Origin of the sequence: Salinibacterium sp. M195 (genome assembly GCF_019443965.1) — a bacterium.
Lineage (GTDB): Bacteria > Actinomycetota > Actinomycetes > Actinomycetales > Microbacteriaceae > Rhodoglobus.
This window is the reverse complement of the sequence record NZ_CP040814.1, coordinates 658,303-673,207: the sequence shown is the minus strand read 5'-3', so window position 1 is coordinate 673,207 and position 14,905 is coordinate 658,303. Positions and strand designations below refer to the sequence as shown.

The window sequence follows — 14,905 nt, the reverse complement described above, 5'->3', positions numbered from 1 at the left end:
CAGTTCGTTTGGTCGTCAGCAATAGTGATGTTTTTGCAGAGTTCCGACGCCGGAGTTCGTCACCGTGACAGTGAAGGTTGCGACTTCGGTTGCCGTGCGTGATTGCTGATCGAGGGTGCCGTTAAAAGTCTTAGAGATGTTGATTCCCGCACTCGGCACCGACAGGATGACGTTGCGCAGCAAATACGAGTCACCGCTTGTGCTCATCCGGAGATTAACAGAGCTGTCTCCGGCTTGAACATTCGGCAAATCGGTGGTCGCAACATCCACACTCTGGTTAGTAAAGGGTCCGGTGTCAGTAAAGGCTGTGTAGCGCACAGAGCCCTCTCCTCTGCCGATACCGATGTTGTTTGTATTTCCGGCGCTATTTGATATTTGCGAGAAATTGCCGCCACCGCGCGAGTACTCAGCTTTATCACCCTGAATGACTCGGTCGCCCTCGAACAGTGTGTAGCCAGCGCGCGTTCCGGCCGCCACAGCGCTGAATCCGTTGAAAGCAACAGTGAGGGGCGCCTCAGCTGCGGTCATGCGCACGTGACCCTCGTAGAAGATGATGCGGTGAGGTGCCGAGTCGAGGTTGCTGGGAATGTAGATGCCGTAGTCATAGACGACGGTAAGGCTCCAGCCGGCGTAACAACCAGCGCCCTGCGGGGTCCAGATATCGCCAGCAGAGACTGTAAGCGGCGTTCCGGTTGCGGCACCGGCAAAGGCGCTCGTGACATCAGCACTTGCGCTGTAGTAGAGCGCCGAGGTGGTTCCCGTGGGGTCTTCGAGCACGCTGGCAGGTGCAACAGACGTGACGGCGCCCGCTGCTCCCACCTTGATTTTCGCTGGCTGGGTGCGGTACCCGGTAGCGGATCCTGCAGGCAGGGTTGCTGTGCCGCGGCCCGAGTTAGGGACGGTGCACGTGTCTTGACCGCTGCCGGTGTACGTTCCGGTGTTGGCACTCCAGCTCAGAAAAGCTTTGTTAACCGAAGCACCGGCGGGGATCGTTATGTTGGCGGAGCTTGAGTTCGTCGTGAATCCCGAGACTGTATTCGAGTTCTGCAAATAAAAATTGTCGTTGGCTGTGCTGCTGTTGCCGCCTGACGCAGAGTGCAGATCTGTACAGTTGCCAATACCGTTGAAGTAGGCACCCAGACACTCAAGAACGCCGTTACCGGCCATCACGAAGTCACCGTTGACGGTGGTCTGGTAGTTCGGAGACGTGCCAGCGTTGGTGCCCCACTGCACTACGGCGGCTTCAGCCGGAACGTTGGGGATAACAGTGATTCCCGTGACGAGAAGGCCAAAAGTTACCGCGGTAGCAATCGCCCGCATCAACGAAAATCGCGCTCGGCGCGGCGGTCGCTCAGATTGAGCGTTCTCGTTCTGCACAGCTTTCTCCCCCGGGTTATCTGGCAACTTTGCGGTTCAACGCATCGTCGTCGATTTGCCCTTCGGGTGAGCTAGTCGTTTACAACCATAAACCGGAAGTTGAAGTTTTTTGAGACGTTCGCGCGAATCGTTAGGTATTCGTACCCCCAGTAAGTGCTGGATTGATCTCATGTTTGAGTTCCTGCGGCAGGCACGCCGCGCACCCCCGGCTGGGCTGTTAATCTCAGACAATGCAAACGCCTTGGCAACCCGACGGCCCTGATCTCGTAGTGCACGGCGACAATCTTCCCGTGATCGCTGCCCTGCCCGATGAGAGCTTCCGACTGATCTACATCGATCCGCCATTCAACACCGGGCGTACGCAATCACGACAAGCGATAGCAACGAAACGTTCAGCCGAGGGCGCGCGCGTCGGCTTTGGCGGAAACACCTACGACACGATCAAAGGTGTTCTCTACTCCTACGACGACAGATTTGCTGACTATTGGGAGTTTCTCGAACCTCGGCTGCAGGAGGCGTGGCGACTGCTCGATGATCGCGGCACCCTCTACCTGCACCTCGACTATCGCGAAGTCCACTACGCCAAGGTTGCGCTCGATGCGCTGTTTGGCCGAGAGAGTTTTCTCAACGAGATCATCTGGGCCTACGACTATGGCGCCCGTGCGACCAAAAAGTGGCCTTCCAAGCACGACACGATTCTTGTCTATGTGAAGAACCCTAAGAACTATTACTTCAATAATGAAGAAGTCGATCGCGAGCCCTATATGGCGCCAGGGCTAGTTACGCCAGAGAAAGCTGCACGAGGAAAGCTGCCAACGGATGTCTGGTGGCACACGATCGTCTCTCCTACCGGCAAGGAGAAGACAGGTTATGCCACCCAGAAGCCCGTAGGCATCCTGCGTCGCATTATCCAAGCATCCAGCCAACCAGGAGATTGGGTGCTCGACTTCTTCGCCGGCAGCGGCACTACCGGCGCCGTCGCGCAATCCCTGAAACGACGGGTCATGCTCGTCGAACAAAACCCCGCCGCGATCGACATCATCACCACGCGTCTCTCAACTGAGACCGTATTCGCTAACATGAGCGCATGAGAGATCACGCCGAAATCGAATGCTGGCTCACCGACATGGACGGTGTGCTAGTTCACGAAAACCACCCTGTACCTGGTGCTGCGGAATTGCTGCAGCAGTGGCGTGACGAAGGTAAGCCCTACTTGGTGCTCACCAACAACTCAATTTTCACGCCGCGTGATCTGAGCGCTCGCCTCAAAGCCTCCGGCCTCGACGTACCGGAATCCGCCATCTGGACTTCGGCCCTCGCGACCGCAGATTTCATGAAAGAGCAAATCCCGGGCGGCAGCGCGTTCGTTATCGGAGAAGCGGGCATCACCACTGCTCTCCACGAAGCCGGCTTCATCATGACCGAAACAAACCCGGACTACGTAGTGATCGGGGAAACCCGCAACTACTCGTTCGAGGCGATCACGAAAGCCATCCGTCTCATCGGTAACGGCAGCCGCTTCATTGCGACCAACCCGGATGCCACGGGGCCCAGCGCCGACGGCCCCATGCCCGCAACGGGTGCAGTCGCAGCCCTCATTACCAAAGCGACCGGCCGCGAACCGTACATCGTCGGCAAGCCGAATCCCATGATGTTCCGATCCGCGCTCAATAAAATTGGCGCTCACAGCGAGACAACGGGAATGATCGGTGACCGCATGGACACCGACATCGTCGCTGGCATCGAGGCTGGGCTTCACACGGTGCTCGTGCTGACGGGAATTAGCGATCAGAAAGAGATCGCTCGCTACCCCTTCCGCCCGCACGAAGTGCTCGACAGCGTGGCTGACCTACTCAAGAAGTAGAACTATCGCGCTAGCCGATTGAACCAGTGTGGGCAGGTAGCAACGCGGGAACTATTCGGTTTCCGTCGCCGTCGCCTGAGGTTGTGCGATGGACTCGACGAGGGCGTCATCGCCACTCCGAGTTGCGAAGCAGTAGTAGTCGCGTTGTCCACCATCCCAGTCCTCGGCGGTGGGCGCGAAACTTGCCAACACCTCAAGATCAGCTACCGAGGTGGCAACAGCAAAGTTGATAACGGTGTCTGCCGAACACAATCCAGCCGTGCGGGAGGTGAGCTCTTCAGCACCGGGGTACGGCTCTGAGACCGCATCGTCGAACTTCCCGCGGGTGAGCAGCTGTGCGGCGTGCGGTTGGGCGCAATCGACAACGGTGTACTCATCGAGCCACGCGGAATCGAACGGTTCGAGGCACTCGCCTCCCAAGAGTTCGTTCCATTGGTACGTTCCCGCGGTGAGCGGTCCGACTGTGGGTTCGGGGGCGGCAGTCTCCGTGGGGATTGGCGTTGCAACAACGGCCGAGGGCGCTGACTCTCCGATTCGTGTTCCCGCCAAGAAGAGCGCCGCAAGTGCGAGCGCGGCAACGAGACCAGCCGCGATAGAGATCGCGATGAGCTGACCGCGCGGAATCGGCGCGCGAGGTCCCGGGGTTTCACGCGGTCGGGAAATTCCGGTCGGAACAAGCGCCCCGCGCGCCGGCTCCTCGTACTCAACAAACTGCTCATCGCCGAATAGCGAGCCGACGGCATCGTGCTCCACAGCCTCGTCTTCTGGACTAGCAGCAGACACAGGATGCGCGCCAAGAATCTCTGTCGCACCTTCAAGCTCCGAGTCGACGGCGGCGGGCATCCGCAGCTCGCGACGGGTGGGCATGTCCATCGCGGCGGTCGGCAGATCTACGGCGTTGATGGCTGCGGTTGGCAGATCGCTGATTTCTAACGCGCCGGTCGGCATATCGGCGATGTTCATGAGCCCGGTGGGCAGGTCAGCGACGGTGAGTGCCTCTGTGGCTGGCTGATCAGTCGCGACGGGTTGGTCAGTCGCGACGGATTGTGAGGCCTCAGCGCGGGCGTCAGGCGCCGGGGGCTCAATAAGCTCAGGCTGCTCCGGCGAAGCAGGGCGTTCGGCCTCCGCCGATTCGGCATCCTCGGGTGGCAGCTTGAGAAGACCGGGCACCTCAGCTGAGGGCTCGTTGGGGTTTAGGCCCCACTTGAACGCCGGCTCACTCGGCTGCTGCTCATCTCCGGCGCCGGACGCGTCATCACCAGAAGTCATGAAGTCAGCCCCAGATCACCAAGCCCGATTGCCGAGAAGTAGGGGTACCCTGCGGCCTCAATGCGCTCTTTCGCACCAGTATCGCGGTCAACCACGACGGCGACGCCAGCGATGATTGCGCCGACCTTCTCTAAAGCTTCGATTGCGGCGAGTGGCGATCCGCCCGTCGTCGACGTGTCTTCAAGAACGATCACGCGTTTGCCCTCAAGTTCGGGGCCTTCGACTTGACGACCGCGGCCGTGATCCTTGGGCTCCTTGCGAACAACGAAAGCGTCATAGCTTGCGCCGCGCGCGGCACCCTGGTGCAAGATCGCGGCGGCCACAGGATCAGCGCCCATCGTCATCCCACCCACAGCGGCGATGTCAGGAATATCGGCGATCAGGTCGAGCATCACTTGCCCGATGAGCGGAGCGACACGATGGTCGAGGCTCACGCGACGCAAATCGACGTAGTAGCTCGCCTGCTTGCCGCTGGTCAGCGTGAAGTCTCCGTGGAAAACGGCGTCGGCGGAAATGTAGTCAATGAGCTGTTGCTTGGCGTCGGTCACGAGTACAGAATACCCATCCGATGCGGAGCGCTAAAAGGCGGTATCGGCCAAGATCAGGAGAATCCCCGGAATTACCACGCCAGCGGCGCCCAGAATTGACGCAATTGCGGCGTTACGCCGATCGATCTCATCGAGCCGGTCTGCCTCTGCCGTCACCTCAGACTCGTCGTGGAGGGCAGGTTGCTGCAACATACTCTGACTGTAGATCGCGGAGCGGCCGCTGTCGTCGCCCAATCCGGGGGTAGACCTATTACCGTTGGGGTATGCGCATTGCCACCTGGAACGTGAACTCCATCAGAACCCGAGTAGCTCGCGTTGTCGACTGGATGCTTCGCGAAGACATTGACGTTCTGGCCATGCAGGAGATCAAGTGCAAGCCTGAGCAATTTCCGATGGAGGCCTTCACTGAAGCGGGCTACGAAGTCGAGCTCCATGGTCTGAGCCAATGGAATGGGGTTGCGTTCGCGAGCCGCCTCCCGATGGAAGAAGTGACGGTTGGTTTCGACACCCAACCCGGTTTCGGCAAGCCCCTTGATGACGGCACTGTTCCCATCGAGGCCCGCGCGCTCGGAGTCACTGTCGAAGGCACGCGCTTGTGGAGCCTGTATGTTCCCAACGGCCGCGAGCTCGACAACCCGCACTACCCATACAAGCTGGAGTGGCTCGCGAATCTTGCGACTCAGACCACTCAGTGGCTAAGCGACAACCCCGAGCAGCCTCTCGCGTTGATGGGGGACTTCAACATTGCCCCCTTCGACATCGATGTCTGGGACATGGCGGCATTCGAAGGCAAGACCCACGTGAGCGATGCCGAACGTGCCGCCTTCCGCGCCTTTGAAACCGCTGGCCTCATCGATGCCTTACGCAGCCGCGGAGTCGAGGGCTACACCTACTGGGATTACCAACGTCTACGCTTTCCCCGCAATGAGGGCCTGCGCATCGACTTCATCATGGGATCGCCAGCGTTCGACGAACTCGTCACCGAAGCATCCATTCACCGGGAAGAACGCAAGGGTGACGGCCCGAGTGACCACGTGCCTGTCGTTGTCGATCTGGCGATCGATACCGAGCACGATGACGATCGGCCGATGTTCCTCTAGCCAGCCGCACCCCTAGCCAGCCGCGCCTCTAGCCAGCTTCAGGCTGCATGCGGGTCACAACGAGGCCGTCACCGTCCGAGGCGAGCGCCACGAGCACGGTGTCTCCATCACGGATGTCGCCCGCGAGGAGAGCCTTCGCTAGCCGGTCATCGATCTCGCGCTGCATGAGCCGGCGCAGCGGTCGTGCACCGTAGATCGGGTCGTAACCACGCTCAGACAGCCAGGTGCGAGCATCCGGGGTCACGGCCAAGTGCAGTCGACGGTCAGTCAATCGCTTGCCAAGGCGATCGATATCGAGCTCAACGATCTGGCTCAAGTCATCGGTGGAGAGCGGCTGGAACACCACGATGTCGTCGAGCCGGTTGATGAACTCGGGCTTGAACGACTTGCGAACGAGGTCGTTCACGGCTTCCTTGCGGGCTTCCCACGGCAGTGCTTGTTCAGTGATGAACTGGCTGCCCAGGTTGCTGGTGAGAATCAGGATGACGTTGCGGAAGTCGACAGTGCGACCCTGACCGTCTGTGAGCCGGCCGTCATCGAGCACCTGCAGAAGAATGTCGAAGACCTCAGGGTGAGCCTTCTCGACCTCGTCAAGCAGGATCACCGAATAGGGACGACGGCGCACAGCCTCGGTCAGTTGACCGCCCTGCTCAAACCCGATGTAGCCGGGAGGGGCACCGACGAGGCGCGAGACGGAGAACTTCTCGCCGTACTCGCTCATGTCGATACGAACGAGAGCTTTCTCGTCGTTGAAGAGGTATTGCGCGAGGGCCTTGGCGAGCTCAGTCTTTCCGACACCGGTGGGGCCGAGGAACAGGAATGACCCGGTCGGACGGTCGGGGTCGGAGATGCCGGCACGCGTGCGGCGCACCGCTTCGGAGACGGCCTGCACAGCTTCTCGCTGCCCGATCAGGCGCTTGCCAAGTTCTGCTTCGAGGTGCAACAGCTTTTCGGTTTCGCCCTCGGTGAGACGGTCGACGGGAATGCCCGTCCAGGCAGCAACGACGGCGGCGATGTCTTCTTCGGTTACCTGATCGTTGACCATGCGGGGGCCGGTCGGTTCGTTGCTTTCGGCTGTCGTAATGGCGTCGACGATCGCGGGGATCGTCTCGTAGTTGAGCTTGGAAGCTTTTTGGTACTCGCCGTCGCGCATGGCGCGGTCGAGTTCGATTCGCGCATCGTTGAGGCGCGTCTTGAGGTCTCCGACACCGGTGAGGCTGGCTTTTTCGATCTTCCAACGTGCTTCGAGTTCGTTGAGCTGCTTCTCTTGAACGACGAGGTCTTCGCGCAGCTTCGCCAAGCGAGCTTTCGAGGCGTCGTCTTTTTCTTTTTTGAGAGCAAGCTCTTCGATGCGCAGTCGATCGACCGCACGCTTGAGTTGGTCGATCTCAACGGGTGACGAATCGATTTCCATCTTGAGATGGCTCGCGGCTTCGTCAATAAGGTCGATTGCTTTGTCTGGCAGTTTGCGACCGGAGATGTAACGGTTGCTTAGCGTCGCTGCGGCGACAAGCGCAGAGTCGGCGATGGCGACCTTGTGGTGAGCTTCGTAACGCTCTTTGAGACCGCGCAAGATGGCGACGGTGTCTTCGACGGATGGCTCGCCAACGAACACTTGCTGAAAGCGTCGTTCGAGGGCGGCATCTTTCTCGATGTACTGACGGTATTCGTCGAGAGTGGTTGCCCCGATGAGCCGGAGTTCACCACGGGCAAGCATGGGCTTGAGCATGTTGGAGGCCGCGACTGACCCTTCGCCGCCGCCTGCACCCATCAGGGTGTGAAGTTCGTCGATGAAGGTGATCACTTCACCGTCAGACTCTTTGATCTCTTTGAGAACTGCCTTGAGGCGTTCTTCAAATTCACCGCGGTACTTGGCTCCGGCAACGAGAGCTGCGAGGTCGAGCGAGATGAGTTGCTTGCCTTTGAGGGAGTCGGCGACGTCGCCTGCGATGATTCGCTGAGCAAGGCCTTCTACGACTGCCGTCTTTCCAACGCCTGGCTCGCCAATAAGCACCGGGTTGTTTTTGGTTCGCCGGGTGAGCACTTGGCTGACGCGGCGAATTTCGGCGTCACGGCCGATTACGGGGTCGAGCTTGCCGCTGCGCGCGATCTCGGTGAGATTCACGCCGTACTTGTCGAGAGCACTTTCTTGCTCTTCGTCAGTACCAGGGGCACCTTGCATGTTTGCCATTGCAAACCCTCCACAAAAGTTGAGTTAAGACGACTCAAGTTTACCCCGGCGAGAGCGCTCATGGCTAGGTGAAGGCGGCAGGCTCGCAGACAATCCTCATCAAGTGAGAGACTTTTAGAGTGAACGCCGACTCCCGAGACGATCTCCACTCTTTTCAAGTGAACCTCACCGGGGTGGTCGACCTCCTGAGCAAACACATTTACTCCAGCCCTCGGGTATACCTGCGTGAGTTACTGCAGAACGGGCGCGACGCCCTCGCCGCTCGAGCTGAGCTTGAGGGTGCAGACGCGAGCCGCGGCATCCGCATCACCCCTCTCAGCGCCAACAACGACACTTTTCGGTTTCAGGATGACGGCATTGGGCTCACCGCCGACGAAATGACCGAGCTTCTTTCGACCGTCGGACGCTCCTCGAAGCGCGACATTTTTGATCTTCCCCGCAGCGACTACCTCGGTCAGTTCGGCATCGGATTACTGAGCTGTTTCATGGTGGCCGACCAGATTGTGATTCAGTCACGCTCCGCTCGCGGCTCAGCCCCGGTCGAGTGGATCGGCAATAGCGACGGAACGTTCAGCGTGCGCGAGCTGGAGGGTGACATCCCCATCGGCACTACCGTCTCGCTCAAGCCGCGCTTCGATCAGCACGAGCTGCTCAGCACTCCGACGGTTCTCTCGCTCGCGAGAACCTTCGCCGAGTTTCTGCCGGTCGACGTTCGCGTCGATCTGCCGGGTGGCGGAGTTGAGACCGTCACACACGCGGCGCCGTTTCTCGACGCTCACTCGGCCACGGCATCCGACCTGCTTACCTACGGCAGGGAACTGCTCGGCGTTGACCCCTTTGCCGCCATCCCGCTGAGCGTGCCCGGCACCAGCACCACGGGCGTCGCGTATGTGCTGCCGAGTTCGCCGCCGCCGGGAGCGCGCCAAGCGAACCGTGTCTACCTCGGCCGCATGCTGCTGAGCGAAAACGTGGATGCACTGCTGCCCGACTGGGCGTTCTTCGTGCGCGTGGTGCTCAACAGCACGGCGCTCACGCCGACCGCGAGCCGCGAATCGCTCGTCGACGACGACATCCTCGAGCACACGCGTGCGGCTCTCGGCACGACGCTGCGGCAGTGGGTGTTGGAGCTTGCTGCTCGCAATCCGGGCCAGCTCAGTGACTTTGTGCACATCCATTCGCTCGCCTTAAAGTCGTTGGTGATTCACGACGAGGAGCTCGCGAAGTTCATTACGCCGTGGCTGAGCGTAGAAACCACGCTCGGGCGCCTGACGATTGAGAGCCTCATTCGCGACCACAGCCGGTTGCGCTACACGGAGTCCGTCGATGAGTTCCGCCAGATTGCGAGCATCGCGAGCGCTGACCGGCCCGTGATCAACGGTGGTTACATCTATGACACCGAGATTGCCCGGATGCTGCCCACGATCGTCGATGGCCTCACTGTCGAGCGCGTCAGTGTTCTCGACGAGCTCGACTTTCTCGCTGTGCCTCCGCTCGACGCCCGCACCGCGGTGGCGCGTCTCGAGGATCGCGCCAGCGCCGTTCTCGCCGATGCCGACTGCGCGGTGATCGTGCGCAGCATGCCCGATGTGAACGTCACCGGGCTCTACTTGGCCGACCCCGAAGTGTTGCGCTCTATCGACCGCCGCTCCGCACGCGAAGTGAGCAAGCCTGGCCTCTGGAAGAACGTGCTCGGCAAAATGGATGCCTTCGCCGAGGAACGTGTCGCCAGCGATGGCCGCAGCACAGCCCTCGCCCGCCTCTGCCTCAACTGGAACAACGCCGTTGTTCGCACCCTGTCCACCCTCAACGACGATGCCGTATTCTCCCGCACCATCCAATTGCTCTACGTGCAAGCACTTCTCACAAGCCAACGCCCGTTGACTGTTCGCGACCGCGCCATGATGACCAACTCCCTGTCCGATCTCATCGCCATGAGTGTCACACTCGGCGACAGCCTCCCAGAAAGTTCCTCCCTATGAGCGTTGCCCGCATCCACGAACTGTTCAGCGAAATCGACACCATGGCTTTTGGGGCAGAAGAACGCGCTCGCATCGACGAGGCGATTGCGCTGGCGATTGACATCGGTGACGAAGAGCTGGAGTATCGCGCTCGAGTACGGCTCACGGCATCCGCCAACATGACGGGTGACACCGAAACGCTCCTGTCGTCGTTCGCGTGGTGTCTGGCGAAGCATGACGAAGATCCCGTGCGCTTTCCGGATGAGATTGGCCATGATGGCGCCGGACTCATGTGGCAATTCAAGTGGATCGCGAGCACGCTCGCCGCATCACCGATCTTTGACACCGCGGATATCGATGCGGCGCTCGCGGACATGGAACAGCACTACCGCGCCGGAGGGCTTGGCCAGAGCGGTGTTCTCAATTCGCAGTTCTCCACGGCGTGGGCGCTCGGCGACCTGGAGCGCGCTGAACAGTTGCGCGCGACTCTCGCCATCACGCCCCGCGACGATTACAGCCATTGCGACGCCTGCGTACGCAGCGACGGAGCCGGATTCTTGGCTGAGCTTGGCCGAGACGACGAAGCGATTGTTCTCGTGGATGAGCTGGTCGCTGGCAATTTTCAGTGCGGTGATGAGCCCGAGAATGCACTCTCGCGGGCACTGCTGCCCTACCTTCGCGCCGGACGTCTCGACGACGCTCGCGCCGCCCACTTTCGCAGCTATGCCCTCGCCCGCGACAATGCCGACAACCTGGGCATCATCGCCAACCACCTCATCTTCTGCGCCGTCACCGGCAACGAAGCGCGCGGCCTCGCCATGCTCGAACGCCACCTCTCGTGGTTTGTGCACGACCAGCTCAACGCCGACGGCCAGTTCGCTGGCCTTGTCGCCGCCGGAGTGCTGCTCGATGCCGTGACCGCCGCCGGTTTCGGCGAACAGACCGTACGCGGCGCCGAAGCCCGCGAATTCGCCGGACTCTTCGGAGAACACGAGAGCGCATGGACGGCCAAAGAACTTGCTGCCGCCGCCTGGACTGCTGCGCGCCGCACTGGCGACCAGTTCGACACTCGCGCCGGCAATAGCTACCGGGTTGAACGCATCCAGAAGGCTCAGGCGCTGGCCAACGAGCACTACCCGTTGAGCCTGTCGAGCGAAACACTGGGCCTCGTGACTCCCGCCGACACTGACCCGACGGATGCCGCCGGCTGGCTGCAGCGCGCCAAGGAACTGTTGGCGATCGGCTGGCTTCCTACCGCGCTGCCCGCAGCTCAACGGGCCGCGGATCTGGCAGAGGGCGCGGATCGTTCGGCTGCCCTGGCGGCGTTGATCGCGACGCTGGTGGTTACCGGCGATCTTGCGGCCGCCGAGAAGGCGCTGGCGGAGCGCATCCCGTTACTGCGCGAGCACGACGATGATGCTCAGGCCTCCCTCGAAGAGCTGTTGGGATTGTCGCTGTATGGCCGCGCGAGCGACGATGATCTGAACGCGTTGAGCGTTGCGGTGCAGGTATCGAACGAACTCGCTCCGGCCCAAGTGGCTGACATCGAGCTTTCGCTGCTGGGGGTGCTGCTACGCGCTGACGAGCCTGATCTTGCTGCCGTCACGGCGCTCGCCTCGAGTGCACTTGAGCATGCGACGGCGGGCGACTCCACTCGAGCTCGGGCGAGTGCTCTGCGCTATCTGGCTGATCTCGCCGCAAGCACTGGCGATATCGATGCCGCGCTGGGATATCTCAGCGCTCTCGAGGAACTCATCAGCAACCGCGGAGTTCTCGCGCAAGCGCACGTCTTGCGTGCCCGCATCCAGGGCAGTGCAGAACAGTTCGCGGAGGGCGCTGCGCATGCGGATGCTGCCGCTGCGATCGCCAACGCGATCGGCGCCGCCGGCCCCCTTCACGACACCACCGTTCTCGCCGGGCGCCTCTATGACGAAGCGGAGCAGTTCGCGGATGCGGCCAGCCGTTTCCGCCTGGCGATTCGCTATGCCGAACGCCTCGAGATCGACACCGTTGGCGTGCGGTACGCCCTCGGTCGGGCTCTCGTGCGCGGCGATGAAGCCTCCGACGGGATCGATATTCTCGCGAAGCTCTATGACGAAGAAACCACCGCCGGCGCCGCTCCCGGCAGTCGGGGCGAGACCCTCTACTGGCTCGGTCACGGCTATCTCGCCGCCGACGAGCCCGGTTCTGCGGCAGGCAGCTGGGAACAAGCGGTCGAGCTGTACCTCGAATCCGACGACACTCAGAGCGCTGCCCGCGCCCTCGCCGATAGTGCGAGCCTGCACGCCCAATACAACGACCACGAGACGGCAGCGAGCTTGCTCGCGACGGCCGTGACCCACGCGCGCGCGACGCCCGAAAACCTCAACCTGCTCGTGCGCGTACTGCACCAAGCGGGGCGGGCGCACGCCGAAGCGGGCAACGCCGACGGGCTGATCGCCCTCGATGAAGTGCTCGCCCTCGCCACCGAACACGGTGCCGACTGGCTACACGCCGATGTCACGGATTCCAAAGCACGAGCGCTTGCCAGCCTCGGCAAGCCCAAGGAAGCTGTCGCTCTCGCGCTCACGGCATCTGATGAATACCGCTCAGCCGGAGACCCCATTGCGGGTGCGAATTGCGAACGTTTCGTGGCCGCGGTGCTCGCCGGAGAAAACCGCCATGACGAAGCGGTTGCCGTGCTGCAGTCGGTAATGGAGCAGGTTGCTGACCATGACCGCCTTCGCGCTCTCACCGCCTTCGATCTCGCGGAGAGCCTCGATAAGCTCGGCCGCACTTCAGATGCCGCGGCCGCCCGTGCTCTCGCCGAAGAATTGGGCTAGCGATCGGGGCATCCTCCACAGTTTTGCCCCGTTAAGACGGGGCGCGCACGAGGTGCCCTGCCTGAGATAATTTCAGGATGGATTTCGATGTCTCCGAGCTAGACGCGCCAACCGAGGGCGAAAAGTGGTTGTTGCGCGCCGAAGAATTGGCGGCCGCTTCGAGCTTTTCTTCCGCGCTTGAGGCCGCGATTCGGGCGTCATCGACCACCACCGGAGCAGCTCGTTTGGATGCGCTGCGGGTCATCATCGTCTGCGCAATTCAGGTTGGCGACATCGATGCCGCAGAACGAGTCGCGCTCGAACGTCACGCTCTTCTCCTCGAACTCAATAAGCCCCTCGAAGCAGCAGGCCAAGCGCGTGCTGGCTTGGCACTCTTTGGCCGCCGTGAGCAGTACGACATCGCAGCGCTCGAACGTGAACTGCTTAACGCGGAGGACCTCCCGCCCCGCATGCAGGCTCAGGTCAATCTCGCTTTCGCCGAAGTGCTCGCTCGCCAAGAGAACCCTGATCTCGAGCGAATTCACTCGCTCGCCGGCGTCGCCTACCTTCTCGCCAATATGGTCGAGGATCGAGGCTCGCTTCAGTTCTTGGGCACTCGCTATCTCGCCGAAATCGCTCTCCACCATGGCGATGCGGAAAGCGCCATCCAATTCTGCGAAACGCTTCTCGAAACGGCACGCAACCGCACCGCTTTTGCCCAGGCGCACACGCTTCACGCCAAAGCCCTGAGCGGAATGCGGCAGCCAGTCGAAGCGGCGCACGCTGCCGATAGAGCTGCCTACCTCTATGGCGCGATTGGGCTTCCTGAGTTGCTGTATGAGGCAACGCTCTTAGCGGGGCGCATGGCTGTGGATGCGCGCGATCACTCCGCCGCCATTGACCGGTTTCGTGCGTCCGCCGCTCTGGCCCAGCAGTGTGGAGTAGACGACACGGTAGCGCGCAAGGCTCTGGCAAGCACTCTGCTGGTGGTCGGCGAACATGCCGAATCTATCGAGTTGCTTGGCGCGATCTATAACCACGAGACAACCATCGGTGCACCGACAGAGCAACGCGCAGAGACTCTCGAATGGATGGGGCACTCGTTCTCCGCCACCGAGCAGCCTGACGCTGCCCTCAACGTGTGGCAGATGGCGATTTCGCTCTACGATCAGTCTCCGGATCGTGAAGGCTCCGCCCGCGTCAATAAAGACACCGCCGAAATCCATGCTGCCCGCGGGCAGTTTCCGCTTGCCTGCGTCCACCTACAGAACGCAGCTTCGACGCTGCGAGAGTCGCCGAGCAACCCGCAACTCTTCGTTGACGTCATGCAAGATCTCGCGTTGGCCCAGGCCAACGCCGGAGACTCACAAGCCCTCGAAACCCTTGACGAGCTAGCCGCTGTAACCCTTCGGGATCAGGCACCGTGGTTCTGGGCCAGTGCGCTCGCGACCAGAGCCCGCGCGCAGTCGATCCTCGGCAACGCCAGCGACGCAATCGCTACGGCCGAGAAAGCCGCCAACGCCTTCCGCGCCGCCAACGACCCACGATCCGCCGTGATGACCGAACGGTTCGCTGCGCGGCTTCTCGCTGGGCAAGGCCGCCACAAGGACGCGGTGAAGCTCCTGCGCGCCGTCGTGCGCAACGCTCGCGACGATGGCGAGATTCGGCAGGGCGCGAACCGTGAACTCGCAGAATCCTATGAGGCTCTAGGACAGAAGCGACGAGCTACGGCCGCGCGCACCCTCGCGGGAAACACGCAGCCGTAGCTCAGCGCGCCAAGCGAGAAGCCCAGAGCGC

At 61.5% G+C, this 14,905-nt stretch carries 11 protein-coding genes; 6 read left to right on the top strand and 5 right to left on the bottom strand.

The annotated features are described in order from the left end of the window. Window positions 1–15: 15 nt before the first annotated feature. A complete protein-coding gene (locus FFT87_RS03270; RefSeq protein ID WP_219949939.1) occupies window positions 16–1,377 on the bottom strand; it encodes a hypothetical protein in 1,362 nt (453 codons plus the stop codon). Between the two features lie 230 nt (window positions 1,378–1,607). Between FFT87_RS03270 and FFT87_RS03265 the strand changes: the two genes are divergently transcribed. Both FFT87_RS03265 and FFT87_RS03260 read left to right on the top strand, forming a co-directional pair. Further along, complete coding sequence (locus tag FFT87_RS03265; RefSeq protein WP_219949938.1) at window positions 1,608–2,468, top strand: site-specific DNA-methyltransferase; 861 nt, start codon at window positions 1,608–1,610, stop codon at window positions 2,466–2,468. Next, on the top strand, window positions 2,465–3,241 hold the full coding sequence (locus FFT87_RS03260; RefSeq protein WP_219949936.1) for an HAD-IIA family hydrolase: 777 nt from the start codon (window positions 2,465–2,467) through the stop codon (window positions 3,239–3,241). Before FFT87_RS03265 ends, FFT87_RS03260 begins: the two co-directional genes overlap by 4 nt. 51 nt (window positions 3,242–3,292) lie before the next feature. Here the strand turns inward: FFT87_RS03260 and FFT87_RS03255 are convergent, their stop codons facing one another. The 3 genes from FFT87_RS03255 to FFT87_RS03245 are packed head-to-tail and all read right to left on the bottom strand — an operon-like array spanning window position 3,293 to window position 5,250. Continuing rightward, window positions 3,293–4,510 (bottom strand): septum formation family protein, encoded by a 1,218-nt coding sequence (locus FFT87_RS03255; protein ID WP_219949935.1) that lies wholly within the window; start codon window positions 4,508–4,510, stop codon window positions 3,293–3,295. Further along, window positions 4,507–5,058 (bottom strand): orotate phosphoribosyltransferase, encoded by a 552-nt coding sequence (pyrE, locus tag FFT87_RS03250; protein ID WP_219949934.1) that lies wholly within the window; start codon window positions 5,056–5,058, stop codon window positions 4,507–4,509. Before pyrE ends, FFT87_RS03255 begins: the two co-directional genes overlap by 4 nt. Before the next feature lie 30 nt (window positions 5,059–5,088). After that, entirely contained in the window at window positions 5,089–5,250 is a 162-nt protein-coding gene (locus FFT87_RS03245) for a hypothetical protein (RefSeq protein ID WP_219949933.1), read from the bottom strand. 71 nt (window positions 5,251–5,321) lie between these two features. Here FFT87_RS03245 and FFT87_RS03240 point away from each other — a divergent pair, with 71 nt between their 5' ends. Beyond that, the gene (locus FFT87_RS03240) at window positions 5,322–6,158 is read left to right on the top strand and encodes an exodeoxyribonuclease III (protein ID WP_219949932.1); all 837 of its coding nucleotides are present in this window, start codon (window positions 5,322–5,324) and stop codon (window positions 6,156–6,158) included. 28 nt (window positions 6,159–6,186) lie between these two features. Here the strand turns inward: FFT87_RS03240 and FFT87_RS03235 are convergent, their stop codons facing one another. After that, window positions 6,187–8,349 (bottom strand): ATP-dependent Clp protease ATP-binding subunit, encoded by a 2,163-nt coding sequence (locus FFT87_RS03235; protein WP_219949931.1) that lies wholly within the window; start codon window positions 8,347–8,349, stop codon window positions 6,187–6,189. Between the two features lie 119 nt (window positions 8,350–8,468). On the opposite strand from FFT87_RS03235, the gene FFT87_RS03230 reads away from it, so the two are divergent. From FFT87_RS03230 to FFT87_RS03220, 3 genes are all read left to right on the top strand, one after another. Beyond that, on the top strand, window positions 8,469–10,328 hold the full coding sequence (locus tag FFT87_RS03230; protein ID WP_219949930.1) for an HSP90 family protein: 1,860 nt from the start codon (window positions 8,469–8,471) through the stop codon (window positions 10,326–10,328). Then, entirely contained in the window at window positions 10,325–13,129 is a 2,805-nt protein-coding gene (locus tag FFT87_RS03225; RefSeq protein ID WP_219949929.1) for a lipopolysaccharide assembly protein LapB, read from the top strand. The genes FFT87_RS03230 and FFT87_RS03225 overlap by 4 nt, the downstream gene beginning before the upstream one ends. Window positions 13,130–13,206: 77 nt before the next feature. Then, window positions 13,207–14,874, top strand: coding sequence for a lipopolysaccharide assembly protein LapB (locus FFT87_RS03220; protein ID WP_219949928.1), 1,668 nt, complete (start codon window positions 13,207–13,209; stop codon window positions 14,872–14,874). Window positions 14,875–14,905 lie beyond the last annotated feature (31 nt).

Bases quoted from the DNA above. Each gene is read 5' to 3' on its own strand.
- FFT87_RS03265 (WP_219949938.1), top strand. From the start codon at position 1,608: ATGCAAACGCCTTGGCAACCCGACGGCCCTGATCTCGTAGTGCACGGC.
- FFT87_RS03260 (WP_219949936.1), top strand. From the start codon at position 2,465: ATGAGAGATCACGCCGAAATCGAATGCTGGCTCACCGACATGGACGGT.
- FFT87_RS03255 (WP_219949935.1), bottom strand. From the start codon at position 4,510: ATGACTTCTGGTGATGACGCGTCCGGCGCCGGAGATGAGCAGCAGCCG.
- FFT87_RS03245 (WP_219949933.1), bottom strand. From the start codon at position 5,250: ATGTTGCAGCAACCTGCCCTCCACGACGAGTCTGAGGTGACGGCAGAG.
- FFT87_RS03240 (WP_219949932.1), top strand. From the start codon at position 5,322: ATGCGCATTGCCACCTGGAACGTGAACTCCATCAGAACCCGAGTAGCT.
- FFT87_RS03235 (WP_219949931.1), bottom strand. From the start codon at position 8,349: ATGGCAAACATGCAAGGTGCCCCTGGTACTGACGAAGAGCAAGAAAGT.
- FFT87_RS03225 (WP_219949929.1), top strand. From the start codon at position 10,325: ATGAGCGTTGCCCGCATCCACGAACTGTTCAGCGAAATCGACACCATG.
- FFT87_RS03220 (WP_219949928.1), top strand. From the start codon at position 13,207: ATGGATTTCGATGTCTCCGAGCTAGACGCGCCAACCGAGGGCGAAAAG.